Origin of the sequence: Gordonia sp. DT219, from assembly GCF_049847065.1 — a bacterium.
Taxonomy (GTDB): domain Bacteria; phylum Actinomycetota; class Actinomycetes; order Mycobacteriales; family Mycobacteriaceae; genus Gordonia.
The window spans coordinates 1-24,647 of sequence record NZ_JBNCNR010000018.1 but is presented as its reverse complement, the minus strand read 5'-3'; the positions used below and the strand labels follow the sequence as shown (position 1 = coordinate 24,647).

Genomic DNA, 24,647 nt, shown 5'->3' with positions numbered 1-24,647 from the left:
CTGAAGACAAGGCTGCGTTTTAGCTGATAAAAGGACTAAAATACCCGCATGGCGAACTGGCCTCTGGTCGAGCGCGAAAAGGAATACCGTGCGATCTCGGCCGCGCTGCGCGACGAGACGGCTGTGTGCGGTGTCGTGCTGACCGGTGATTCGGGCGTGGGCAAGACCACTCTCGCACGCCACGTGACGGCCGAGATCGGCGCCGGTGTGCGCTGGGTCGCCGGTACCGAGTCGGCCCGGTCGATCCCGCTCGGGGTCTTCGCCCATCTTGTGGGCCCGGCGACCTCGAGTGACCCGGTCACCTACCTGTCGGCCGCCCGCGAGTCGCTGCTGGCCGGGGGCAACGCGGTGATCGGTGTCGACGACGCGCATCTGCTCGACGAACTCTCGGCAACGCTGCTGCATCAGCTCGCCATCGACCGAGCCGTGCACATCGTGGCGACCGTGCGCAGCGGCGAGTCCGTCCCGGATGCGGTGACCTCACTGTGGAAGGACAACCACCTGCTGCGGATCACGTTGTCGCCGTTCACCAAAGCCCAGAGCGTCGAGCTGGTGGAGTCGGTGCTCGGTGGTCAGCTCGAGGAGCACTCGGCGGACCGGATGTGGGCGGCCTCGGGCGGCAACGCGCTGTTCCTGCGGCACCTGGTCGACGGTGCCCGCCAAGCCAACACGCTGCGTCAGGTCAACGGGGTATGGCAGCTGCGCGGCCGGGCCGCGATCACCTCGGAACTGGCGTCGTTGCTCGACGGCCGGATCGAGCAACTCGACGAGTCGGTGCTGACCGCCCTGAAATATCTGAGTCTGTGCGAGCCGCTGAATCTCGACGTCCTCGCCGAGGTCGCCGGCGAGGAGGCCGTCGAACAGGCCGAGATCGACGGGCTGGTGCGGCTCGAGCGGGACGGCCGCGAACTCAACGTCGGCTTCCATCACCCGCTGTTCGGGGAGGTGATCCGACGCCGCCTGGGTTTTGCATCCTCGCGCCGGCTACGCGGCAACCTGGTGCGTGCGCTGCGGCAACGACCGTTGTCGACGCCGCTCGACCGGATCCGGCTGGCCGAATTGGCGTTGGAGAGCGACCGGTCGGCCGTCGACCTCGGATTGTTGTCGGCGGCCGCAGACGACGCGCTCAACCTGGCACAGACCCCGATGGGTGAGCGTTTCGCGCGGGCCGCGCTCGAGGAGGGTGGCGGACCGGCCGAGGCCGAGTTGCTGTCGAGGGCACTGATGTGGCAGGGACATCCGGACGAAGCCGAGGAGATCCTCGCGCACATCGACACGACCGGTCTGGACGTACCGCTGCGGCTGCGGATCGGATTGCAGCGCGTCGGAAACATGTTCTGGGTGATGAATCATGCCGAACCGGCCGAGAAGATCCTTGCCCAGGTGCGTGACGGGGTCGACGACGAGAATCTGTTGCGGATCGTCGATGGCATCGCGTCGGCGTGCGCACTGTTCGAGAACCGTATCGATGATGCGATCGCGCTCTCGGATCTTGCACTCGAATCGCCGAACGCCCTGCCGTGGGCGGTCGAATGGGGTGTATTCGGCGGGATGCTGTCACGCGCGCTGTCGGGGCGAGGCGGTGCACTCGATCCGCTCGCCCGGCGTGCCCGCGAGGCAGAACGGTTCACCGATGGGCTGTTGCGATATCCGGCCGCGATCGGTGAGATCCTCGGACTGATCCTGACCGGCCGGCTGGACGAAGCCAAGGTGGCGGTGCGGCGTTACGTCGCATTCGCCGACACCGCGCAATACCTCAGCTGGGCGATGTCGGGGATCCTCGTGTCGGCGGTCGATCTGGCGCACGGCGACTGCGCCTCGGTGGTGCGGCGCATCGAACAGACCTTGGCCACCCTCGACGGCGACGAGTACTCCGCGTCGTGGAACTTTCCGGCGTATGTCTTTCTGGCCCAGGCGCTCAGCGCGCTGGGGGAGGCGGAGCGCGCCGAAGTGGTACTCGGCCGGGCGGCCGCGCGCGACGGTGCGCATGTGGCGGTGTTCCGGCCGATGCTGTGGATTGCGCAGGCATGGCAGGCCGCGGCGGCCGGGACCTTGTCGATCGGTATCGAACGAGCTTGTGCAGCAGCACGACTGGCGGCCGAGACAGATCAGTTCGCGATCGAGGCGGAGGCGCTGCACACCGCCGTACGCTTCGGGGATGTCAGCGCCGGGCCACGTCTGGCCGAGTTGGCCGAACAGATCGACGGACCGTCGGCGCGACTCTACGCCCGCCATGCGGCGGCGCTCGCAGCCGGTGACGGCGTCGAACTCGACGTCTGCGCCGCCGATCTCGAGGCGCTCGGCCTGCGGTTGTCGGCGGCCGATGTGGCCGCGCAGGCCAGCCGTATCCACGATCGTTCGGGTAGCAGGTCGGCGACGGTGGCGTCGTCGTCGATGGCGAATCGGCTGGCGTCGGCCTGTGGCGGGTTGCGCACCCCGGCGCTGATCGAGGCGGCGCAACCGCTGCCCCTGACGACCCGCGAACGCGAGATCGCCAACCTCGTCGCGTCGGGCTTGTCCAACAAGCAGATCGCCGCACGGTTGACCGTGTCCGTCCGTACCGTCGAGGGGCACATCTACCGGGCGTGCACCAAACTCGATGTCACCGATCGCGACGGCATCGCCGACCTCATCCTGCGCGAACGCTGACGGACCGTCTCTGAAAGTTCTTCCCCCACTTGTTGTTTCTTCCTCCAGAAACTTGCAGAGGACGAACAGAAAAGTGGGGGAAGAGTGGCTCTTCCCCCACTTTCAGCGGCTGGTTGGGCGGCTACTGGGCGCGGTTGCGGGCGTTGCGACTCGCGGCGGGACCGTCGTCTTCGCGCGGACCACCGAAATCGGCTTCGAGGTCGTCCTCGACGAGGGTGAAGTCGGCGTCGCAGAACTCGTCCTCCACCGATCCGTACTCGCCGCCGCCGCGCTCGGTGTCGGCGGTGCGGGCGGTGTCGGCGGTGCGGGTTGTGTCGTCGTCGGGGTCGCCGTCGAAATCCTCACGGCCACGGTGCCATCCGCCCTTCATGGGCGGTGCCTCACCGAAGTGGTCTGGATCGCCTGAGCCGTACCACGCGACGAGCACCGCGCCGATCACCGCCCCGATGAAGCCGACGATCGCGAGCCAGCCCAATCCGGCCTTGGCGGTATCGCCGAGGAACAGCACACCGACGAGGCTCGGTCCCGCGGTCTCGCCGACCACGAGCACGGCGGTGACACCGTTGACCGCGCCGAGTTGCAGCGCGACGGTCTGCACGAAGAAGCCGCAGGCGCCGGCCACCGCGATGGTCCAGGCGGCGGGATCGGTGAGCAGCACCTTCAGATCGAACGGATGCACGCCGTCGAGGATGCGGACGGCGATGGCGATCACGCCGAACAGCAGCCCTGCCATCGCCCCGCCGACGATCGCCCCGTGGCGGCCGAGGCGGTACACCCCGAGCAGCGCCAGCGTCGACAAGACGATCGTCGCGATGAACAGACCCCAATGGATGGAGTGCTCATGGCCTTCGCCGGTGCGGTGCGACGAGGAGAAGCCGAGCAGGCACAGTGAGAACACGACCAGCCAGACGGCCACCCAGTCGCGGGTGTGCAAGGCGATGTTCAGCATGATCGTGCCGAGCAGTGCGGTCACGACGAGGTTGGCCGAGACGATGGTCTGCGAGAGGAACAGCGGCAGGAAGCGGGCGGCCACCGCGCCGCCGGCGAAACCGACGATCACCATGACCGTGCCGAGGATGAAGGACGGGTCGATCAGCGTCGACATCGTCGACTGCAACGTGGGTCCACCGGCCGGGTTGGTGTCGCCGACGCCCTCCTCGCGGGCGACCTGGGCGACCCGGCGCGCGCCGAGCGCGCGCAGCACCGTCGACATCCCGTAGGCGACTGCGGCCAGGGAGGCGGCGATGACGCCGATCACGAAGAGCACCGACACACCTCCTCCACCCTCGACACGTCCGCCCTCGACACGCCTGCTCGCCGACCTGTCGACACCCTCGATCATGGACGATCGAGCAAAGCCAACCTAACAATCCAGGCAATCCCAACGACGACCCCGGGTCAGCTATTCCATGAAATCGGTTCGCCGCACCGCAGGCAATCGAATTCCCGGTGCAGCGGTACGCACCGTGTGCCCGACGAACCGGCGCCACTAGACTCGCCCCGTGGCCTCCTCCGGTAGACATGTGCTGATCACCTTCGGCCGGTCGTTCCTCAGCCTGAATCTCGCCCGCCTGCTGTCGGCGGCCGGGCATCGCGTCACCACCGTCGACTCGATCCCGATCGTGTTGACCCGGGTGTCCACGGCCGTCGACGGCTTCCACCTGGTGCCCCCGCCCAAGTTCAAGCCGCAGGAATACTGCCGCGAACTGGCCCGCATCGTCGTCGACGAGCAGGTCGACATGGTCATCCCGATCCACGAGGAGACCGACGTCCTCTCGATGATGCGCGGACTGTTCCCCGCCGAATGTGAACTGTTCCTGTCCGATTTCGAGCTCGAGAACCAGTTGCACAACAAGTTCGACTTCCAGGAGATGCTGGCGCAGCGCGAGGTGCCGACCCTGAAATTCGCGCGCCTCGACGGTCCCGAGGACGTCGGCGGCCTGGATTTCGACGGGCCGTTCGCGGTCAAGAAGTGCTATTCGCGTGGATCGCAGCGGGTACACAAGGTGTATCCGGGCGATGCGATGGAGTGGCTCGATCACGATCCGAGCAATCCGTGGCTGGCCCAGGAATGGCTGACCGGCGATCGCTACTGCACCTACTCGGTGGTGCGCGACGGCAAGATCTTCGCCCACGCCACCTACCCCGTCGGCTATGCGATCGGCGGCAGTTCGTGTCTGTCGTTCGTGCCGGTGAAGCATCAGCCGATCTTCGACTGGGTCGAGACGTTCCTGGCCGGCACCGACTTCACCGGTCAGGTCGGATTCGACTTCATCGACCACCCGGACAAGGGCCTGTACTGCATCGAGTGCAATCCGCGTGCCACCAGCGGGATCATGATGTTCCGGCCGCACAATCGCGTCGACGAGGCGTTCTTCGGTGAGAACGACGAGCTGATCGTGCCCGACGACGACGTGCGGGCGATGATCAAGATCGGCATGGCCATCTTCGGCTGGCGTAAGGACGCCCGGCAGGGCCGGACCCTGCGGCAGTATTTCCGTGACCTGCGGGAGTTCGACGACGTCATCGGCGTGTCCGGCGATCGCAAACCCGGCGTGATGCTGCCCATCGCGTATCTCGGCATCGTGCGTAGTTGTCTCAAATACCGCGTCGGGCTCGCCGAGGGGTTCATGCACGACCACGAATGGGACGGGCACGTCGTCTGAGAACTCCGGACGGCGCCCCGGCGCGCCGAATCGGGCCAGATGTGCTTGTGTGTTCCGGTGACAATCCATCTCGGCCATCTCATCCACATCACCGGGGCACCGGATCTGCGTGACGCGGCGCAGTCGCTCGTCGACGTCGCCGACGGCGCGTTGGTGATCGACGACGAGACCGGCGTCATCGTCTACAGCGGGCCGCGCAGCGGCCTGGCCGATGCCCTGTCTGACGGGGGTGCCCTGCCGGATGCCGACGCCGCGCGAGGCGTCACCATCGATCACGGCGACGCGTTCCTGATCCCCGGCTTCGTCGACGCCCACATCCACTTCCCGCAGACCTACTCGCTCGACGCCTACGGGGGCGGGCAACTGCTGGAGTGGTTGAATACGTGCATCTTTCCGGCCGAGGCGCGGCTGGCGGACCCGGAGTTCGCGCGCCGCATCGCCCGCGAATTCACCGCCCGGCGGATCGCGGCGGGCACCACTGCGGCGATGGTGTTCGGGTCGGCGTTTCCCCATGCGCAGGACGCGCTGTTCGCCGAGACCGCGCGGGTGGGTCTGCGTCTGGTCAGTGGCCGTGGAATCCAAACGGTGGGACCCGATTCCGCCGGCCCGCTGATCACCTCGGAGGCCGACGCGATCGCCCTGACAACTGCGGAGATCGATCGCTGGCATGCCGCCGACACCGGTGATCCGGCAACCTCGTTGCTGCACACCGCGATCATGCCGCGGTTCACCTTGTCGGTGACGACCGAGACGTTGCGCGCCCTCGGCGAGCTCTACGCCGAGGTGTCCGGGCGTGGGGTGTACGTGCACACCCACCTCAACGAGAACAATCGGCCCGGCACCGGCGAGATCGACACGGTCAAAAAGCTTTTCGAAGTCGACAGCTACCTCGACACCTACGATGGAAAATTTCTGCCCGGCTCGGCGCGTGGCGGCGAGAGTCTACTCGGCCGGCGCACCGTCCTCGCCCACGCCGTGCACTGCACCGAGGCCGAGTTGGCGCGGATGGCGCAGACGGGGACCTCGATCGCACACTGCCCGACCTCCCAGTTGTTCCTCGGATCCGGGACGATGCCGTGGCTGTCCACGATCGCCTCGGGCGTCACGGTCGCGGCCGGAACCGATTGCGGCGGAGGCGACGAGTGGCTGATCTCGCGGGTGCTCTCGGACGCCTTCAAGGTGCACATCTCCGAGCCGGGTGATCGCGGGGTGTCGATTCATCCGGCCGAATTGCTGTTCACCGGCACCCTGGCCGGGGCGCGGGCACTCGACGCCGAGGAGAGGTTCGGCAATCTCGACGCCGGGAAAGAAGCGGACTTCCTGGTCATCGAACCGGAGCGCTGGCCGCCGTTGGCGGCCATGCTGGAGAACGGAATTCGCTCCGATGACCCCGAACTGGCAAGGGACCAGACGTTGTTCGCGCTGCTGATGGGATTGCGTGAGCCGGCGATCGGCGAGGTGTACGTGCGCGGACGCCGGGTGAGCGCAGACTGAGAAGGTGAGCCGACCGGTCAGGACTCCACCGGCACGACCGGTGGTGGCGTCCACGTGCCGTCGAGCACGCCCGGTTGCGGCGCATAGAGGCGCAGCGTCACCCCGAGGGCGCCGGACGAGGGCGCCGGAAGCCAGTTGCTGGTCTTGTCGCCGCCGGGATCGGTGTGCTGCACATACAGATCCAGCGAACCATCGTCGTTGTAGCGCAACGGGTCCCGATCGCCGAGGGCGAATCGGTCGAGTTCGTTGGCGACCTGATATCCCTCGCCGTCGTACATGGTGACCGACCAGAAGGCGTTCACCGGTGGCAGCTGATCGCCGTCGAAGTGGATCGTGTACGCGCGGTCTCCCGTCAGCGGCCGCCCTGCGGCGTCGGTCAGCAGAACCGGATAGACGGCGTCGTCGGGCGGATTGGCGCCCAGGCCGACCAGGGTCACCTGCGCGCGCTTGCGGTAGTCGTTGCCGTACACGCCGATCGATTCGGTGATGATCTCCCAGCCGTTGGCGACCCGGCCGAGTCCGGTCAAGTCGGCCAGTGTGGTCCGGGCCGCGGCGGCTCCGGCCTCGAGTTGGGCGGCCTGCTCGGCGCTGAACGTCGCCGCGTCGAAGGGCTTTCCGGGGACCACCCCGAGCGCCGCGATCCGCGCGAGCACCGAGAAGTCGGTGCGATGTGGCGGGATGATCGTGAGAGCATCGGCCGCGAAAGAGAAGTAGTCGAGGGCGCTCATGCCGTTCACCAGGCGCAACGGCTCGGTGCTCAGATCGATGTCCGGGGGCGGCGGCGCGGGCGACTCGCCGAGAGCGGTGACCCGCAGACCATCCTGGAATCGATTGACGGCGGCATAGTCGGACGGCCCGTTGGTCTGCGTGCGCCCGATCAGCCAGACATAAGGGGTGGGCGCCTCGATGACCGTTCCGTGCGAGCCGACATCGCCGGAGAAGCCCGGCGGTACGACCACATGGCGCTGGGGGCCGGTACCGGTGGTGCGTTTGCCGGGGACGGCGAAGACATCGGTCCACATGTCCAGCATCGGCAGCATGTAATACCTGCCGTCGCTGTCGGGGGCGTCGATGGCCACCGGTCCCGTGGTGAGGTCGAGCCACGCCGACGAATACAAGGTGTCGAAGTTCGGGCGCACCACCGCCCGGAACTGCGCGGACGGGAACTCGCGCAGATGGGCGAACTGGTTGGCGGGTCCGAACACCGGACGGTCCGCGGCCGCCGGGGCAGTCTGTTGCCGGCGGCTCACCTCCATGGTGACCAGCGGATACAGGTAGACGTACGCCTCCGTCGCGAGGGCCGTGAGATCGTCGGTGGGTACGGACATGTGCGACAACTCCTTTGGTGACGACTCGGACGATGGTCGCTCAGGCGAGCGCCCGGGCCTTGAGCGAGTGGAACTCCGCCTCGGTGATGGTGCCGGCGTCGAGCAGGGTCTTGGCGTCGGCGATCTGCTCGGTCGCCGACTTGCCCGCAACCGATCGGATGTAGTCGTCGGTCTGGTCCTGGATCTGCTGCCGCGCGGCGACGGACCGCTGACTCATGCCGCGACCCCGGGCGATGAGGTAGACCAGCGCCGTGAGGTACGGGATGACGATGAGGAAGATGATCCACACGGCCTTGATCCACCCGGAGAGCTCACGATCACGGAAGAGGTCACTGAGGATGTAGAACAGCACCAGCAGGTAGGCGACGAAGGCGAAGATCACCACCATGGACCAGAGAAACTCCCAGAATGAACTCCACATGCCGTCTCCTTGCGTTCGTGTCCACGGCATCAGGGCCGTCGACGATGTCTTTCCGACACCACCCTGCGCGATGTCGGGCGCACGCGGATCACCCGCTGCGAATGAGACGTCTGTGGCGGTCGCCTCCCCGGTGGCGGCCGCGTTTCATACCAAGGGGGTGAGGACCGTCCGGTCGGGCAGTGCCAAGGTGACCACCATGCATGCTGCGGACACTCCTACCGACACCGACACCGACGTCGACCTCGGGCCCGTCGACTACCTCGTCGTCGAATTCCCGTCCGATGCACGATTCGACGGCAGTGCGCTCGCCCATCTGCGTGATCTCGTGGAGCGTGATGTCGTCCGGGTCCTCGACCTCGCGTTCGTCCGGCGTGACGCCGACGCGGTGGTGGGCATCGACATCGCCGACCTCGACCTCGACGGCGACCTCGACGTGACCCTCTTCGCCGAGGCGGCCTCCGGGCTGATCGGCGACGACGACCTCGCCGAGGCCGGGCGAATCCTGAAACCGGGACACGCCGCCGCGATCGTCGTCTACGAAAACCGTTGGGCCGCACCCTTCGCCGCGGCATTGCGGCGCACCGGTGCCGAACTCGTCGCCTCCGGGCGGATCGCGATCGAGGACATCGTCGCGGTGCTCGACGAGAACGACAACTGACCAGCACCGACGCCGTCGAGAGGATCACGATCATGCCAGGACTTCTGCGCGGGGTGGCGCGCACCGCCGCGGTGGCGGGTACCGCGACCGCTGTCTCCAACCGGGTATCGCGTCGCCAGGGGCGACGCTGGGCGGCGCAATCCTACGAGGAACAGCAGGCGCCGCCGGCCCAGTATGCCGCCCCCGCACCCCAATACGCACCAGCGCCGGCGCCGGCACCCACGTCGAACTCCGATCGGATCGCCGAGTTGCAACAGCTCGCCGAACTGCACGCGCAGGGCGTGCTCACCGATGACGAGTTCGCCGCGGAAAAGCAGCGCATCCTGTCGTCGTGATCGCCTCGGACCCGGCGGCCGGTCGTCCCTCGCTCGCCTCACTGTCCGAGGTGGCCGACGGCGACGACCGCGATCCGATCGGTCTGCTGCTCGGGCAGGCCACCCAACGGGTCCCCGAGTTGGTGCCGATCCGGCATGGCCGGATGGCACGGACCCCGTTCACGTTCTACCGGGGCGCTGCGCTGGTGATGGCCGATGATCTGTCGCGCACCCCGAATTCCGGCCTCGAGGTGCAACTCTGCGGGGACGCGCATCTGAGCAACTTCGGTCTGTATGCCACGCCCGAGCGCCAACTCACCTTCGACGTCAACGACTTCGACGAAACCTATCCCGGCCCATTCGAATGGGATGTGAAGCGACTGGCGGCCAGCCTGGTCGTCGCAGCCCTCGCCAACGGCGTAACCCGCAAGTCCGCCAAGCAGATCGCCCGTGCCTGTGCGCAGGAGTACCGCGAGACGATGACCGAGCTCGCCGGGATGGGCACGCTGAAGGCGTGGTATTCCCACGCGATTCCGACCGAGGACCTCGCCGCCGTCGGCGCCCATCTGGACGCCGGCGCCGCGAAGGTGGTGCGCGGCGCCATCCGCAAGGCGCGGCGTCGGGACAGCCTGCAGGCACTGAGCAAGCTGACCGTCGTCGAGGACGGCGAATTGCGATTCGTCGACCAGGCGCCGCTGATCGTGCCCATCGAGAATCTCCTCGGCGACCGGTCTGCGGCGTTCTACGGCGAACTCCGGGAGCGTTTCGAGAGCTTCCGGTCGACGATGGCGCCGCACCACCGAACATTGCTGGATCGCTTCCGGGTCGTCCGGATGGCACGCAAGGTCGTCGGGGTCGGCAGCGTCGGCACCCAGGCGTGGGTGCTGTTGCTCGAGGGCAAGGACGCGGGCGACCCCCTCATCCTGCAGGCCAAAGAAGCTCAGCGATCGGTACTCGCGGGCTATCTCGACGGCCCCCGCTACGAGAACGAGGGCGAGCGGGTGGTGCTCGGACAGCGCATCATCCAGGCCGTCAGCGATGTGTTCCTCGGATGGGACGGGGGTCCGGGGATCGACGGCACACACCGCGACTTCTATCTGCGTCAGCTCCGCGACGGCAAGGGTTCCTTCGAGATCGAGCTCCTCGACGAGAACGCCCTGGGGGTCTACGGGCGAGTGTGTGCCCGGGTCCTCGCCTACGGGCACGGACGTTCCGGAGACGCCGTGGCCGTCGCTGCCTATCTTGGTGACACCGACGAATTCGACCGGGCGATAAAGCGTTTCGCGTCCCGATACGCAAAGCTCACAGAAGGTGATCACGCCGACTTCGTCGCCGCCATCGAGCGCGGGCAGATCTCGGCGATCGACGGATAGTGCAGTTCCAGTAGCGACCTCAGCGAATGCGCGGCTGCCGGTTCCGTCCCGCGGATCGACGTTCGATTCCGCGCCGCAGGGCTTCGCCGACTCCCGGGACGACGTGCGCGCGTCCCACCGGATGCCCGATCACCGCACTGCGGTTCCGCCGTCCGGGACGCATTCCCATCGTGGTTACCCTTCTTTCGTTCATGGTCGGCTTTCGTTCATGCTCGCCGGGCCGGGGGCCGCCCGCGTCATACATGGCGGGTGAAAGTGCGCTGCCCGTACGACGTTCTGTGAGTAGAATCCCGCGTGGAGGCGCGGGGGAGGGACGGACGACGCGGTGAGCACAACCGGTGGCGCGACGAATTCTTCGCACGTACGGATCTCGAGGCCGGCGGTGCCGCCGAATGTGGTGCGGCGCCGGCGCATCGACGCCGCCCTCGCCCGTGGGACGAATGTGGTACTCACCATCGTGTGCGCCGGACCCGGATATGGCAAGACCTTGGCGGTGGCCGACTGGGCGACTCGCACCGATGAGCACGTCGTCTGGCTCGCCGCCGGTCGCGGCGGTGACGTCCCGTCGTTCTGGAGTGACGTGCTCTCGGCATTCGAGGTGGCCGGATTTGCGGCGCAGGGCAGTGTGCTCGGTGAGTTCGCACCCGGGTCCGATCTCGGTCTGACCGACATCGACCGCATCGCCGACGCGATCGCGGCGACGTCGACGCCGATCGATCTGGTCATCGACGAGCTGCAGCAGATCGCCGACACCACTGTCCTCGAGTCGCTCTCGTATCTGCTGGCCCGGTGTCCGGACAACCTGCGGGTCATCCTGATCTCGCGGACTCGCCCGTCGTTGCCGCTGAGCCGGTTGCGGCTCGACGGCGAGGTCACCGAGATCCATGCCGAGACTCTGGCCTTCACCCGGGCCGAGACCGCCGAACTCTGTGAGAACGCCGGCGTGCAGGTCGCCGACGCGGATCTTGACGTGCTGATGGCGCGTACCCAGGGCTGGCCGGCGGGACTTCGACTGGCACTGCTCGGCGGGGCGCCCGAGCGCGACGCCACCTCCGTCGACGCCGCGCTCGGGCAGTTCAGCGGGCGCAATCGGCTGGTGGCCGCCTATCTGCTGGAGGAGGTGCTGGCCGGGCTCGCCCCACACACCCGGCGCTTCCTGCTCGCCACCTCGATCGTCCCGGAGGTGACCGCCGACCTCGCACGCACGCTCACCGGGGTCGCCGACAGCCGCCGGGAACTGGAGGCGCTGGTGGCCGCGAACGCGCTCACGGTCCGGCTGGCCGACCGGCCCGAATGGTTCCGCTACCACCCACTGCTGCGAGAGCTGCTCTACGACCGGTTGCAGACCGACGCACCCGACAGCATCGACGACCTGAATCGCCTGGCCGCCACCTGGTATTCGGGCACCGGCGACCACGTCGCGGCGATCCGCCACCTGATCGCCGCCCGCGAACCGAACGCGGCCGCGCGTGTCCTCGGGGCGTATGCGGTGCCGTTGATGCTCACCGCCCGCGCCGCCGAGCTCGCCGCGGCGCTCGAACCGGCCGAGACCGAGTTGTCGGCGATGCCGCTTGCGTCGGCCCACGTGATCGGTGCCGTACTGGCCTATCACCGGCGCGACTACCTGGCGATGGAACAGCATGCCGGTCTCGCCGACCGTCTGCTCGCCGACCAGGACGTCGAGCCGGAACCGGCCATCGGAATCGTGGTGACCCTGGTACACATGGTGATCGCGCGTTTCCGTGACATCGCCGAGTTGGGTACCCGGGCGGCTGCGGTCAGCGAGGCGGCACGGTCCGCCTCGCTCGACGAATTGCCCAGTGCTCCAGCCTATATGGTGATCGGCGACAACAACCTTGCCATCGACCATCTGCTGTCGGGCCGTCTCGCCGAGGCCGAGGCGCTGCTGCAGGATTGTCGGCGGCTGGCCACGTCGGCGGGAATGGACCTGGTCGCGGTGGCCGCCGATGGCTACCTGTCGGTGCTGGAAGTGATCGAGGGCCGGATCGACGACGCCGGCCGACACTCCGAGGCATTGCTGGAGGCAGCGGTCCGTCGTGGCTGGAGCCGGCAGCCGCAGGTGATCATCTCGCAGGCCGTGGGCCTCGCGGTCGCGTTACACGCCGATCGTCTCGATGCTGCTGCGGCCCGGCTGAACTGGATTCGCGCGCACCATTCCGGTGGTGCCTCCGACCTGGGGGCACTGATGATCGTGGAGATCTACGCGATCCAGATCGCGGTCGCCGCAGGCGATGTGGCGGCTGCCGGGATCGCCGCCGAACGGCTGAATGTGATCCGGGCCCGCGCGGGCCACCTGCCGGCGCTGCTCGACCGGTGGATGCACGTGGCCCTCATCCGGATGCACCTGCTGTTCGGCGATATCGAAGCCGCCCAGGCTGCCGTGGTGGGGCTGCCGGGTGAGCCGGGATTCGCCGCGGCGCTCGAACGTGTGGTGTGCGCCGAGGTCACCCTCGCGACCGGCCACGCCGCCGATGTTCCGTCGATACTCGGGGCGATGACCACATACGCCGAATACCCGGTCGTCCGTTGCGATGCCCTCGTACTCGCCGCGGTGGCCGCCGGCCGGTTACGCCGCGACGCAGAGGCGGTCGACCGTCTCGGTGAGGCCCTGCACGTCGCGGACGCGACCGGTGTGGTGCGGCCGTTCGTGGCGTGGGCCGACGATGTGCGACCGGTGCTGGCGCGCTACCGGATGCTCACGACGCATCAGCCGACGATCGTGCAGCGGATCGTCGAGTTGTCCGGCGGTGGCGCGGCAACGATCGATCCGGACACCGAACCCCTTGCGACACAGCCTCTCACCGATCGCGAACTGACCGTGCTGCGCTATCTGCCCACCATGTTCAAGGCGGCCGAGATCGCCGCGGATCTGTTCGTGTCGGTGAACACCGTCAAGACACATCAGCAGTCGATCTACCGCAAGCTCGGTGTGACGACCCGGCGCGAGGCAGTCGACCGGGCGCGAGAACACAAGCTGCTCTGAGAGATTGCGGTGACGGTCCGATGCTCAGGTCCCATCACCCAGGGCGAACATCAAGTCACGCACGGGGATACGTCCCTGTGCCACGATCTCGGCACCGCTGTGTGCGGCCACCCGGCCGAGGTTGCGGGTGCAGGTGTACTCCCACACGATGATCACGGCGCTGCGTCCGCCGGTGATGGCCGGGGCGAGGTTGTCGAGGTCCTCGAGCGCCAGGACCTCGGCGAGGGTCGCGCTCACCTCCGTCGGCATGCCGGGTTCGAGATCTTCGGCTTCGCTCACCGTCATGCCATCGGAGTTGCGCCCGACCACGACGAGGTCGAGGACACGAACCATTCCGGCGCTCACCATCTGCGCGAGCGCCGCCCGGATGGAGTCGGGAACGTCGCCGGTGCCCGGTGCGAGTTCGATGACCAGATAGTCGATGGGACCGAGGTCATCGCGCTCGGCGTCGGTGGCGGTGGCGTGCATTCCGGCCTCCTCGTCGTCGACGGACGTCCTCGGGCGCTGCGCGCTCACCCGACGCGATTCGGTATGAACGGCCGTCTTTCGAGTGTGGACGTGCGGCTCGGGCACGGGCTCACCCCGATTGGATGAGCCTGTGCGGACCGGCGGCGGCCCGGCCATAGTCGGTTGGCGGGGGAGGGGACTGCAGTATCGCGGCACACGGACCTGCCTTCATCGCCGCCACCCTACTGAGGAACGGCCGCGACGACCGACGGGAATGGGCCGGACCCACGTCGAGGATCGCTCGAATGTGGGTCCGGCCCATGCCACTTCACGACACAGCGGGGATGACCCGCGTATCGGGGTACTTACCGGTGATCGGTCTGTCGGCCGCGGATTCCTACGGTGCCCAGGTGCGCGGCGCGGCGTCGGTGGTCTCGTCGCCGCCGGCCGGGACGATGACCCGGTGGGCGCGGTTGACCGCCGAGACCACCGCGCGCAATGACGCGGTGGTGATCGAGGAGGCCACCCCGGCGCCCCATACCGTCTCGCCGTTGACCTGTGCCTCCACATACGACGCCGCGTTGGCGTCACCGCCGGCCGTCATCGCGTGCTCGTTGTAATCGAGGACCCGGACGTCGAATCCGACGGCGGCCAGGGCGTCGACGAAGGCGGCGAGCGGACCGTTGCCGGAACCGGAGATCTCTTTCTCCACGCCGTCGACCTTCACCACCGCGGTGATGCGGTCTTCGCCGCCGTCGATCTCGGAGGCATCGACCTTCTGCCGCATGCGCTCCAGCGGACGGACGGGGTGCAGGTACTCCTCGGCGAAGACGTCCCACATCTCCTTGGGGGAGACCTCGCCGCCCTCACCGTCGGTGAGCTTCTGGATCTCGCGGCTGAACTCGATCTGCAGGCGCCGCGGCAGGCTCAGTCCGTGGTCGGTCTTCATGATGTAGGCGACGCCACCCTTGCCGGACTGACTGTTGACGCGGATGACCGCCTCGTAGCTGCGGCCCACGTCCTTGGGGTCGATCGGCAGATACGGTACGGCCCAGAGGATGTCGTCGGCATCGGCGTCGGCGTTGTCGGCATCGACCTTCATCTGGTCGAGTCCCTTGTTGATCGCGTCCTGGTGGCTGCCGGAGAACGCGGTGTAGACCAGGTCGCCGCCGTACGGATGGCGTTCGGGGACGTTCAGCTGATTGCAGTACTCGACGGTGCGACGGATCTCGTCGATGTCGGAGAAGCTGATCTGCGGGTCGACGCCGCGGCTGAACATATTCATGCCCAGGGTGACCAGGCAGACGTTGCCGGTGCGTTCGCCGTTGCCGAACAGACAGCCCTCGATGCGGTCGGCGCCGGCCTGGTAGCCCAATTCGGCTGCGGCAACGGCAGTTCCGCGGTCGTTGTGCGGGTGCAGGCTCAGGATGATCGAGTCGCGGCGGGCCAGATTGCGGCTCATCCACTCGATCGAATCGGCGTACACGTTGGGAGTCGCCATCTCCACGGTCGCCGGCAGATTGATGATCATCGGGTTCTCCGGTGTGGGCGCGATGATCTCGGAGACGGCGTCGCAGATCTCCTTGGCGTAGCTCAGCTCGGTGCCCGTGTAGGACTCCGGCGAGTACTCATAACGCCAATGGGTGTCAGGGAAGCGCTGCTGCTCCTCGAGGACGCGGCGCGCGGCGTTGGTGGCGATCTCGGTGATCTTGGCCTTGTCGGCGCGGAACACGACGCGACGCTGCAATACCGATGTCGAGTTGTAGAAGTGGACGATCACGTTCGCCGCACCCCGGCACGCCTCGAAGGTCCGCTCGATCAGCTCGTCGCGGCACTGGGTGAGCACCTGGATGGTCACATCGTCGGGAATCGCGCCGTCCTCGATGATCTCGCGGACGAAGTCGTAGTCGGTCTGGCTCGCCGACGGGAAGCCGACCTCGATCTCCTTGTAGCCCATACGAACCAACAGGTCGAACATCCGGCGCTTGCGCGCCGGGCTCATCGGGTCGATCAGGGCCTGGTTGCCGTCGCGCAGGTCCACCGCGCACCACAGCGGGGCACGATCGATGACCTTGTCGGGCCAGGTGCGGTCGGGAACGGAAACGGTTTCGACCTCGTCGGCGAAGGGCCGGTACCGGTGGACGGGCATCGCCGAGTTGCGCTGCTTGTTCCACGTCGGCTGCCCGGCGTGGATGGGTCCGGTGGGTTCGACGATTCGGCTTGCGCCCGAGGCGAAGGTGTCTGCTGCTGCCATGATGGTTCATCTCCGAGATTCAAAAGGGGAAGATGACCGGCGCGTCAAGAGGCCCGCGACGGAGGGCCGGTCGATTCAGACCCCGCCGCGGCAACCGAGAAGGAGCGCGCGCTGCATGCGTTCGACCGTACTCCCCGGCGGCCGGGTGGATCAAATTCGCGTCCATCACATTCGATCGACGATGCCTCGCCGGTCGGCCAGCAGCCCGGCGATCACCGGATCCAGCGAGCGATCCCGATCGGTGCGCCAGCACCACGAGAGCGTGTCGTAACCGACCTGGCACGCCGCGGCGTGATGGGGCCAGTGGGCACGCGCCCATTCCGGTTCGTCGCCGGCGGCGTCGGTCGCCGACATCTCCGCCTCGAGCAGCGTCCATTGCAGGTCGCGCCGGATGGTGAGCGATCTGCTGGTGCCGACGGGTTCCGCCGTGATCGTCGCCAGGGTGCGTCCGACGTCGTCGAGGACGGCGGCGTCGGCGCGCCTCGCGGTCTTCCGGTGGGCGTGGCGGCCGACGACCCACATCGCGGCGATGGCCAGCCCCACCCCGAGGAAGGTCTCCAGCAGGCGATCACGGACGGGGATGGTGATGTTCGATTCGGGGGTGCCCATCAACATGGCCAACGGGGTGATGAAGGTGACCGCAACCGCATAGTTGCCGACGACGGTCAGTTCGATGAGCACGTTGAGGATCGCGATCAGGACGATCAGGGCCGGAATGCCCAGATCGAGAAGGTGAAAGACGACGAAGAGACCCAGGCCCACGATGGTGCCGAGGAGTCGGTGCGACCCGCGGATGACGCCTCGGATCCGGTCGGGACCGAGTTGGAGAACGAGGACGGCACCGAGGATCGCCCAGTCCGGGCGCGACAGGTGTACGAGCACCGAGATCACGCCGGCGCACAACGCCGCAGCCGTGACCCGGACGGCGGTGACCTGTGCATGGCTGTACGGCTCGGCGGCTCCGCGCAGCCGGTGCAGGATGGTCGGCCGTCCCAGCGGTGCGACCAGGGCATCGGTCTTGCGGACACCATGCAGCCGATGCATCGACTCCCAGAGTTGCCGCGCCAGAGCACCATTGGTGGCCGCCGCATCGTGGAGCACCGACCAGGCGTTCAGCGTGGAGAACGCGACGCCGTGGCGGCGTGCACGGTCGGCGCCGCTGTTGTCCTCGAGATAGCCCTCGATGGCGGTCATCGCGGCGAGGGTGGCCGCCGTCTCGGGCGCGTGCGGGCGCCACAGCGCAGGTGCCATGGACACGATCAGCGAGCCGAGGCCGCCGGCGGCGGTGGCGATGACCACCGGGCCGAGGTCGACACCATGGCGGGTCACCACCGATGCGACCGCTGCGGTGAGCACGAAGAAGTACGGTCCGGGCGGGCCCAGGCGGATGGCGGTGGCCGTGAAGGATGCCACTGCGGCACCGGCCACCAGCGCGGCCACGACCACCATGTTCCGGGCGATCGTCGCGTCCGGGCCGGCCCACGCGCCGAGCGCGCCGTAGCCCGCCACCGCAGCCACCAGCACGAGGGCGGCGGTGGTGACCGCCCGCCAGCGCACACGGTACGGACGTTTCTCGCCGTAGAGCGCGGCGAACGCCCCGAGCGCGGCGAGCAGGGCGTCCCGCTCGAGCCCGGCGACGCAGAGTGCGGTGGCCGGGAGGGCGAACGAGAGTCCGGCGCGGATCGCCGGCTCCCAGCGTCCGCGGATGTCGGGCACCGCGAGCAGCGCCCGCCGGATGGACGGGCGGGCAGGTGGTCGGGGGAGTCGGTCGTCGTTCTCCATCGTCACCTGTGTCTCGAGCGGATGTATTCGGTTGCCGGCGGGCGGATCAACCCTATGCCGGGCCGAACAACAATCGCCAACCGCCCGGATTCGCGGTTTTCTGGCGATCCGAATATGGCGATGCGAATACAACGTGCAGCTATGGCGACGGTCGCGACAATAATCGTCTCGACCGTCGCCATAGCCGCAAACCATATTCGCGGCGAGCAGGTTGTCCGGCTGGTCAGTTTTCGGGGGTGAACGGGTCGCCCCAGTGGCCGGAGAACGCTACCTCGTTGAGCGGCAACCGTTTTCGCGGCCAGGCGTCCCGATCGGCGATCTCCGGGTCCAGGGTGGATGTCTTCTCGGCGAGGCGGCCGAGTCCCAGGATCACCATCGGCCGCGTCCCGTCGGGAATACCGAACTCCGCGCGTGCCGCCGCCGGATCGAAGCCGGCCATCGGGTGGGCGTTGATACCCATCGACACGGCCTGGATACTCATCTGCGCCGCCGCGAAACCCAGGTCCACGGCACCGTATTCATGCAGTTTCGCGTCGTCGGGATCGTCCGAGGTGCACAGCAGGATCAGTGCGCCGGCCTTGGGCGCCCAGCTCTTGTTCCCGCGGTTGAGCACGGTGGTGAGACGCGCGAACGTCTCGTCGCCGCGGATGCCGACGATGAACCGGACCGGCTGGATGCGGCCCCAGGTGGGCGCCCAGCGGCCGGCTTCCAGGATCGTCGTGATCTCGGCGGGTGTGACGAGCGCGGCGGCGTCGTAGCCGCGCGCGCTCCAGCGGTCCTTGATCGGTTCGTGCACTCCGTCGAGCCTACGACCGTTCGGCCAAGGATTCCTCGGCGGTGCGCGTCGGTGTGCGAAGCACCACAGTGAGGACGACGGCGAGCACGGTCAGAGCGATCACCGCGGCCAGCGAGGCGGCATGGACGCCGTGGACGAAAGCGGCACGGGCGGAGTCGGCGAGCGCCGTGCCGTCGGGTCCCATCCCGGCCGCCCGGTGCAGCGTCTCGCCGATGGTGTCGGCGAACCCGGCGCCCGAGCTGTGCTCGCGGAACACCAGCGTGGCCAGCGAGCCGAGCAGGGCCAGGCCCAGTGCGGTCCCGAGTTCGAAGCTGGTCTCGGAGATGCCGGAGGCCGCGCCGGACCGTTCCGGCGGAACCGATCCGACGACGATCTCGGAGACCAGGCTGAACTGCACGCCGTAGCCGATGCCCGCGATCGCCGTCGACACCAGGTAGATCCACAGCGGGCTGTCGGTGGAGAGCCAGAGCAGTCCGAGGTTGCCGAGGGCGGCGAGGGCCACCGAGCCGATGAGAGCGGTGCGCACGCCCAGCCAGGCGGATACGCGGCCGGCGCCGATGGAGAAGACGGCGACGGCGATGGCTGCCGGCAATCCGGCCAGCGCTGCGGCGAGCACGTCGTGGCCCATCACCGATTGCAGGTAGACCCCGGTCAGATACGACATGCCCCCGAGCGCCATCATGCCGATCAGGGCGCACGCGACCGCCGCGCTGAACTGCACGTCGCGGAACAGTTTCAGATCGAGTAACGGGGCGCGGGCACCGCGCTGGTGGGCGAGGAAGACCGCGAACATCACCACGCCGACGATTCCGATGACGAGGACCAGCGGGTCGAAGCCGTCGGCGGCCATGGTCTTGATCGAGTAGACGATCGGGATGATCGCCAGCAGCGACAGCGCGACGCCGAGGAAATCGAACGGGTCGGTCGACGGCGCCCGGTATTCGGGCACCAGCCGCGGGCCGAGCACGAACAGCACGGCCAGCACCGGCACGTTGATGAGGAACACCACTCCCCACCAGAAGTGGTGCAGCAGAACGCCTCCGACGACAGGTCCGATGGCTGAACCGCCGGCGAAGGCGGCGGTCCACACGCCGATCGCCCGGCCACGGTCGCGCGCGTTCGGGAACATGTTGGCGATCAGCGACAGGCTCGACGGCATCAGCGTCGCGCCGCCGACACCCATCAGCGCACGCGCGGCGATCAGTACACCGGCGCTCGGTGCGAAGGCGGCGATGACCGACGCGACGCCGAAGACGCCGGCGCCGGCGAGCAGCACGCGCCGCCGCCCGACCCGGTCTCCGACGTTGCCCATCGTGATGAGCAGCCCGGCGATGAGGAAGCCGTAGATGTCGAGGATCCACAGCTGCTGGGTGGCGCTGGGGTCGAGCGCGTCGGTGATCGACGGGATCGCGAGATAGAGGACCGAGAAGTCCATCGACACCAGCAGCACCGGCAACATGAGCACGGCGAGTCCCAGCCAGGTACGGCGGTCGGCGGTGGGTGCCTGCGCCGTGCGCTGATCGGTGGGCCGGCATTGGGTGGACATGCGGGGATCTCCGGGTTTCTCGAGCACGATGTGGTGGTGCGTACGACGTACGCCGAACCGAGGTTACGCTGGTGAGTACGCTGTACGCAATCGGGTTATTCCCCGCCCGCCCACCTGATGAAGCCCACTTGATGAAAACCGAGCAGCAACCAGGAGTGATCAGCCGTGGCCCAGCAGGCCCCGAAGTCGAGTGCACCGAAGTTGACGACGGAGGCGATCGTCGACGCCGCGATCGATGTCGCCGATCGCCACGGACTCGATGCGCTGTCGATGCGCCGGATCGCCGACGAGCTCGGGGTCGGGGCGATGTCGCTGTACCGGCACATCGCCGACAAGGACGCCCTGCTGACCGCGATGGCGCAGGAGGTCGGCCGCCGCTTCCCCTATCCGGTGGGGGACGCGTCGCCGGGGTGGCGGCAACGAATCGCCCGCGCCGCCGCCATCGATTGGGAGCTCTACCAACGTCATCCGTGGGTGGTGCTCGCTTATGCGGTGCCGCGCTACGGCTTCGGGGACGTGTCGCTCGCCGGTCTCGAATGGCTCGCCGACGGGTTAGGTGAGCTCGGTGTCGACGATGCCCGGGCCGTCGAGATGGTTCTCACGTTCTGGAGCTACGTCAACGGGGTCGCGCTGGTGTCGGTGAGTGAGCACATCATGCCCGCCGACTCGGCCGGACCCGAACCCGGTGGTGGTCTCGGCGAACTGCTCGGCGGCTGGACCGACGCCGAGCGCGACGCGCGAGCCGAGCAGTGGCCGATCCTCGCCTCGCTCGCCGGCCGCGTCGACATCGGTCCGCGAATGGCACCCCGCGCCATCCTCGACGCCGGGGTGGCGGATCTGTGCGCCGGATTCGAGGCGGCGGCCGGGGGCTGACATCGCGGCCCACTCGGTGCGCCGCAACATTCACACGAGCCGGTAGCGGCGCAGCAATTGCCCGATGACGGTGCGGTCGAGTGCCCGCACAAGGAGTTTCGGCACCTTGAGCTTCTTGCCGTCGCGCATCTGGATGGTTGCGTTGAGCAGGGCGCGCACGTCGTATACCGATCCGAACACCTCCGGCACGCCGCGCTCGACGCCGAGCAGGGTGTAGACCGCTTCCATGGCTGTGCGCACCGACGACTCGGTGGTGAAGACGCAGTCGCGTTCGGTCTCGACGAACTGGCCGAGGAACGCGAAGTTGACCACGTTCTTCGGGACGACGGCCGGCCGATCGCCGGCGCGGCGCGGCATGAAGAACGAGGTGATGAACGGCATCATGCACGGCACGCAATTGGCGGAGTTCGCCGCCAACTCCGGGATCTGCTCGGTCGGCACCCCGAGGTGGTAGAGCCACTCTCGGGTGATCTCCTCGCCGGTGCAGTCCCGCATCGGTTTGTCGACGAAGTCGCCGGGGCGGTCGATGAGTAGGCCGTACACCCAGACGACGAGTTCGTCGTCGGGCTGCGACTTGAAGTGCGGCTGCCGGTTGACCGTCCACGACATCAGCCACGACGAATCGCGTGCGGTGACGATGCCGCCGGTGACCACCCGACCGCTGAACGGGTCACGCCGGCAGATCTTTTCGATGTACGGCGGGATCTTGTCGTCTAGCGTCGTCAGACTCGACGACTCCCACGCGGTCTTCTCGGGGTCGCCGCAGAACTTCTCGGGGCGGCCGAACGACGGGTCCTGTCTGGCGATGTTGCGCCACAACGCCCAGACGCTGCCGTCGCCGATGTCGGGATCGAATCTCGGTGCGGTGTGGTGATCGCCCCAGTCCGAGTTCTCCACGCATGAGCCGTTGGTGACGAACACCAGGTCGTTCTCGGTCACCTCGATCCCGCCGGGCCGGCCGTCGCGGATCCAGTCGATCCGCCGGGCCACCTTGCGCGCTGCGGTGATGTCGAACACCACATTGGTCACCTTGGTGTCGTATTGGATGGTGACTCCGTGGTCTTCGAGCCAACGGACCAGCGGCAGCACCAGCGACTCGTACTGGTTGTACTTGGTGAACTTCAAGGCGCTGAAGTCGGGCAGCCCGCCGATGTGGTGGACGAAGCGCTGCACGTAACGCTTCATCTCCAAGGCGCTGTGCCACTCTTCGAACGCGAACATCGTTCGCCAGTACAGCCAGAAGTTGCTGTTGCGGAAGCCCTTTCCGAGCACGTCGCTGATCGTCTTGTTCTCGAGGTCCTCGTCGCGGCGCAGGAACAACTTCAGCAGATCCAGCTGCGCCTTGCTGGTCAGGGTGAACTTGCCGTCGGTGTGGCCATCGTGGCCGCGGTTCTGCGTGGCGCGCATCAGGGAGTAATTGGGATCGTCCTTGTTGAGCCAGTAGAACTCGTCGAGCACCGAGGCGTTGTCGACCTCGAGGGAGGGAATCGACCGGAACAGGTCCCACAGACACTCGAAGTGATTCTCCATCTCCCGGCCGCCGCGAATCAGGAAGCCCTTGTCGGGATCGTTGATCCCGTCCAACGCGCCGCCGGAGATCGCCGACGCCTCCAGGATGGTGATGCGCTTGCCGTCCATCTGCCCATCCCGGATCAGAAACGCTGCCGCAGCCAGTGAAGCCAGACCCGCGCCGACGAGATACGCGGATTTCTCCGCCACCCCGGCCGGTGTGCGCGGACGTGCAAATGCCTCGTAGTTGCCGCTGCTGTGGTACACCACTCATCTCCTGGGTCGGTCGCGGGATCAATGAAACCCTCAATGTGCCGATACCACGCGAGCGTCGGTGCCAAACCTCCGGCGTCGTGCGCCCGCGCCGCGCCCATGCGACGCGGCGTACCGGTAGGGTCAGCGCACATGACGCCATCGTGGGTGGAACTGGTTGGACGGCACAGTGCTTCGGACACGGTGTGGGTATCCGGATCGATGACGATGAACTCCGGCACCATCTCGGCGGCCGGCGAACCGGATGACGGACTGAACGACGATGTGGCCTTCGACTTCTGGCACGGGCCGCATGACCGGTGGCGGATCGAGCATCAGGGAGAGGTCGTCTACCTCAGGGCGCCAGGGCACGGACCGTTTCTGCGTCGCGACGGTGACATGCGCCGACTGGGCGGAGACTTCCGGACCGTACATCTCGGTGCGCCGCTGAGCCCGCTCGATCTGATGGGTGCCGACTCGCTGCTACCCCGGATGAGTGCGGGGATGTCGGTGGTCAGCGGCCCCACGTGGACGACGGTCGGCGGCCGAGCCGCCTGGTCGACCACGCTCGCCACGGCCGATGGCGAGACGGGATCGATCACCGTCGACGACGCGACGGGAATCATCGTGTCGATGTCGGCGCCGTCGAAGCCCGGTTGGATGGCTGTGACCGATCTCCGCGACTACGACGTCATCGGCGATGACCGGTTCCGCTGGGACGGGCCGGTGGCCGGTGACGCGGCCGGCCGTGGCGGACGCCGCCGGCCAAAACGGCCGGGGCAGAACCGGCTGGAGATTCTCGGCGCGCTGGTGGCAGCGACGGACCGACCCCATGAGGTGATCGAGTTGCTCGTGCGGTCCGACTCCGCGGATGCCGCGCGATCAGCGCTCATGGAGTTGCTGGGCATCTCGGCGGTGGCGGCAGAGGCGGTGATGGCCATGCAGGCGAGACGGTTTCGAGTCGACGAGCGGGCTCGCCTGCTCGATGAATTGTCTGAGGTGAGGGCGGCGATCGAGAAAGCACGTTTCAATGCGACGCAACCAGATCAGCAGCATTATGACAACTGACATGAATATATCAGTTGCCGTGCATGATCCAACTTGGTGGCCTCTGTGGGATCCAGTTCGCAAATCATGGCCAGGTGGTGACGTACTTGCGTTAGAAGTAGCCGGAAAGTGGAACTTCATTCCGGGAGACAGGGATCTAGCCTGGATTTTTCGTGCGGAAGCACGGAAAATGGTGTGCTGATAAGCGAAAGTGCCTTCCCTGCAAGGCATAAT

General features: G+C 67.5%; 18 protein-coding genes. 9 read left to right on the top strand and 9 right to left on the bottom strand.

What is annotated here, in order from left to right:
- Nucleotides 1-48: 48 nt before the first annotated feature.
- Entirely contained in the window at nt 49-2,649 is a 2,601-nt protein-coding gene (locus tag ACPXB3_RS17565; protein ID WP_425728774.1) for a LuxR C-terminal-related transcriptional regulator, read from the top strand.
- A 121-nt stretch (nt 2,650-2,770) separates the two neighbouring features.
- On the opposite strand, the gene ACPXB3_RS17560 is transcribed toward ACPXB3_RS17565, so the two are convergent.
- Nucleotides 2,771-3,862: an EamA/RhaT family transporter gene (locus tag ACPXB3_RS17560; protein ID WP_425728814.1), complete on the bottom strand. Its 1,092-nt coding sequence runs from the start codon at nt 3,860-3,862 to the stop codon at nt 2,771-2,773.
- Nucleotides 3,863-4,151: 289 nt separating this feature from the next.
- Here ACPXB3_RS17560 and ACPXB3_RS17555 point away from each other — a divergent pair, with 289 nt between their 5' ends.
- The gene (locus ACPXB3_RS17555; protein WP_425704411.1) at nt 4,152-5,315 is read left to right on the top strand and encodes a carboxylate--amine ligase; all 1,164 of its coding nucleotides are present in this window, start codon (nt 4,152-4,154) and stop codon (nt 5,313-5,315) included.
- Between the two features lie 57 nt (nt 5,316-5,372).
- Nucleotides 5,373-6,809: an amidohydrolase family protein gene (locus ACPXB3_RS17550; protein ID WP_425728772.1), complete on the top strand. Its 1,437-nt coding sequence runs from the start codon at nt 5,373-5,375 to the stop codon at nt 6,807-6,809.
- A 17-nt stretch (nt 6,810-6,826) separates the two neighbouring features.
- On the opposite strand, the gene ACPXB3_RS17545 is transcribed toward ACPXB3_RS17550, so the two are convergent.
- Complete coding sequence (locus ACPXB3_RS17545; RefSeq protein WP_425704409.1) at nt 6,827-8,137, bottom strand: DUF1254 domain-containing protein; 1,311 nt, start codon at nt 8,135-8,137, stop codon at nt 6,827-6,829.
- Nucleotides 8,138-8,177: 40 nt separating this feature from the next.
- Entirely contained in the window at nt 8,178-8,558 is a 381-nt protein-coding gene (locus ACPXB3_RS17540) for an SHOCT domain-containing protein (RefSeq protein WP_425704408.1), read from the bottom strand.
- Nucleotides 8,559-8,754: 196 nt separating this feature from the next.
- On the opposite strand from ACPXB3_RS17540, the gene ACPXB3_RS17535 reads away from it, so the two are divergent.
- From ACPXB3_RS17535 to ACPXB3_RS17520, 4 genes are all read left to right on the top strand, one after another.
- Nucleotides 8,755-9,216, top strand: coding sequence for a DUF6325 family protein (locus ACPXB3_RS17535; RefSeq protein WP_425728770.1), 462 nt, complete (start codon nt 8,755-8,757; stop codon nt 9,214-9,216).
- A 32-nt stretch (nt 9,217-9,248) separates the two neighbouring features.
- Entirely contained in the window at nt 9,249-9,551 is a 303-nt protein-coding gene (locus tag ACPXB3_RS17530; protein ID WP_425728768.1) for an SHOCT domain-containing protein, read from the top strand.
- The gene (locus tag ACPXB3_RS17525; RefSeq protein ID WP_425728766.1) at nt 9,548-10,903 is read left to right on the top strand and encodes a DUF2252 domain-containing protein; all 1,356 of its coding nucleotides are present in this window, start codon (nt 9,548-9,550) and stop codon (nt 10,901-10,903) included. The genes ACPXB3_RS17530 and ACPXB3_RS17525 overlap by 4 nt, the downstream gene beginning before the upstream one ends.
- A gap of 325 nt (nt 10,904-11,228) precedes the next feature.
- Nucleotides 11,229-13,907, top strand: coding sequence for a LuxR C-terminal-related transcriptional regulator (locus ACPXB3_RS17520; RefSeq protein WP_425704404.1), 2,679 nt, complete (start codon nt 11,229-11,231; stop codon nt 13,905-13,907).
- A 24-nt stretch (nt 13,908-13,931) separates the two neighbouring features.
- Here ACPXB3_RS17520 and ACPXB3_RS17515 read toward each other — a convergent pair whose 3' ends face one another.
- The 5 genes from ACPXB3_RS17515 to ACPXB3_RS17495 form a co-directional block, all read right to left on the bottom strand.
- The gene (locus ACPXB3_RS17515; protein WP_425704403.1) at nt 13,932-14,423 is read right to left on the bottom strand and encodes a DUF6325 family protein; all 492 of its coding nucleotides are present in this window, start codon (nt 14,421-14,423) and stop codon (nt 13,932-13,934) included.
- 328 nt (nt 14,424-14,751) lie between these two features.
- A complete protein-coding gene (leuA, locus tag ACPXB3_RS17510; protein ID WP_425704402.1) occupies nt 14,752-16,608 on the bottom strand; it encodes a 2-isopropylmalate synthase in 1,857 nt (618 codons plus the stop codon).
- A gap of 165 nt (nt 16,609-16,773) precedes the next feature.
- Nucleotides 16,774-18,390, bottom strand: coding sequence for an FUSC family protein (locus ACPXB3_RS17505; protein WP_425704401.1), 1,617 nt, complete (start codon nt 18,388-18,390; stop codon nt 16,774-16,776).
- A 223-nt stretch (nt 18,391-18,613) separates the two neighbouring features.
- The gene (locus ACPXB3_RS17500) at nt 18,614-19,186 is read right to left on the bottom strand and encodes a nitroreductase family protein (protein ID WP_425704400.1); all 573 of its coding nucleotides are present in this window, start codon (nt 19,184-19,186) and stop codon (nt 18,614-18,616) included.
- 10 nt (nt 19,187-19,196) lie between these two features.
- Nucleotides 19,197-20,732, bottom strand: a complete 1,536-nt coding sequence (locus ACPXB3_RS17495) for an MFS transporter (RefSeq protein ID WP_425704399.1) — start codon at nt 20,730-20,732, stop codon at nt 19,197-19,199.
- Nucleotides 20,733-20,897: 165 nt separating this feature from the next.
- On the opposite strand from ACPXB3_RS17495, the gene ACPXB3_RS17490 reads away from it, so the two are divergent.
- Complete coding sequence (locus tag ACPXB3_RS17490; RefSeq protein WP_425728764.1) at nt 20,898-21,605, top strand: TetR/AcrR family transcriptional regulator; 708 nt, start codon at nt 20,898-20,900, stop codon at nt 21,603-21,605.
- A gap of 30 nt (nt 21,606-21,635) precedes the next feature.
- Here ACPXB3_RS17490 and ACPXB3_RS17485 read toward each other — a convergent pair whose 3' ends face one another.
- Nucleotides 21,636-23,381: an oleate hydratase gene (locus ACPXB3_RS17485; RefSeq protein ID WP_425728762.1), complete on the bottom strand. Its 1,746-nt coding sequence runs from the start codon at nt 23,379-23,381 to the stop codon at nt 21,636-21,638.
- Between the two features lie 207 nt (nt 23,382-23,588).
- Here ACPXB3_RS17485 and ACPXB3_RS17480 point away from each other — a divergent pair, with 207 nt between their 5' ends.
- Nucleotides 23,589-24,434, top strand: a complete 846-nt coding sequence (locus ACPXB3_RS17480; protein WP_425728761.1) for a hypothetical protein — start codon at nt 23,589-23,591, stop codon at nt 24,432-24,434.
- Nucleotides 24,435-24,647 lie beyond the last annotated feature (213 nt).

What these genes read in the sequence shown, in the direction of transcription:
- ACPXB3_RS17565 (WP_425728774.1), top strand. Translation starts at nt 49, where the DNA reads ATGGCGAACTGGCCTCTGGTCGAGCGCGAAAAGGAATACCGTGCGATC.
- ACPXB3_RS17560 (WP_425728814.1), bottom strand. Translation starts at nt 3,862, where the DNA reads ATGTCGACGGTGCTGCGCGCGCTCGGCGCGCGCCGGGTCGCCCAGGTC.
- ACPXB3_RS17545 (WP_425704409.1), bottom strand. Translation starts at nt 8,137, where the DNA reads ATGTCCGTACCCACCGACGATCTCACGGCCCTCGCGACGGAGGCGTAC.
- ACPXB3_RS17540 (WP_425704408.1), bottom strand. Translation starts at nt 8,558, where the DNA reads ATGTGGAGTTCATTCTGGGAGTTTCTCTGGTCCATGGTGGTGATCTTC.
- ACPXB3_RS17535 (WP_425728770.1), top strand. Translation starts at nt 8,755, where the DNA reads ATGCATGCTGCGGACACTCCTACCGACACCGACACCGACGTCGACCTC.
- ACPXB3_RS17530 (WP_425728768.1), top strand. Translation starts at nt 9,249, where the DNA reads ATGCCAGGACTTCTGCGCGGGGTGGCGCGCACCGCCGCGGTGGCGGGT.
- leuA (WP_425704402.1), bottom strand. Translation starts at nt 16,608, where the DNA reads ATGGCAGCAGCAGACACCTTCGCCTCGGGCGCAAGCCGAATCGTCGAA.
- ACPXB3_RS17505 (WP_425704401.1), bottom strand. Translation starts at nt 18,390, where the DNA reads ATGGAGAACGACGACCGACTCCCCCGACCACCTGCCCGCCCGTCCATC.
- ACPXB3_RS17495 (WP_425704399.1), bottom strand. Translation starts at nt 20,732, where the DNA reads ATGTCCACCCAATGCCGGCCCACCGATCAGCGCACGGCGCAGGCACCC.
- ACPXB3_RS17480 (WP_425728761.1), top strand. Translation starts at nt 23,589, where the DNA reads ATGACGATGAACTCCGGCACCATCTCGGCGGCCGGCGAACCGGATGAC.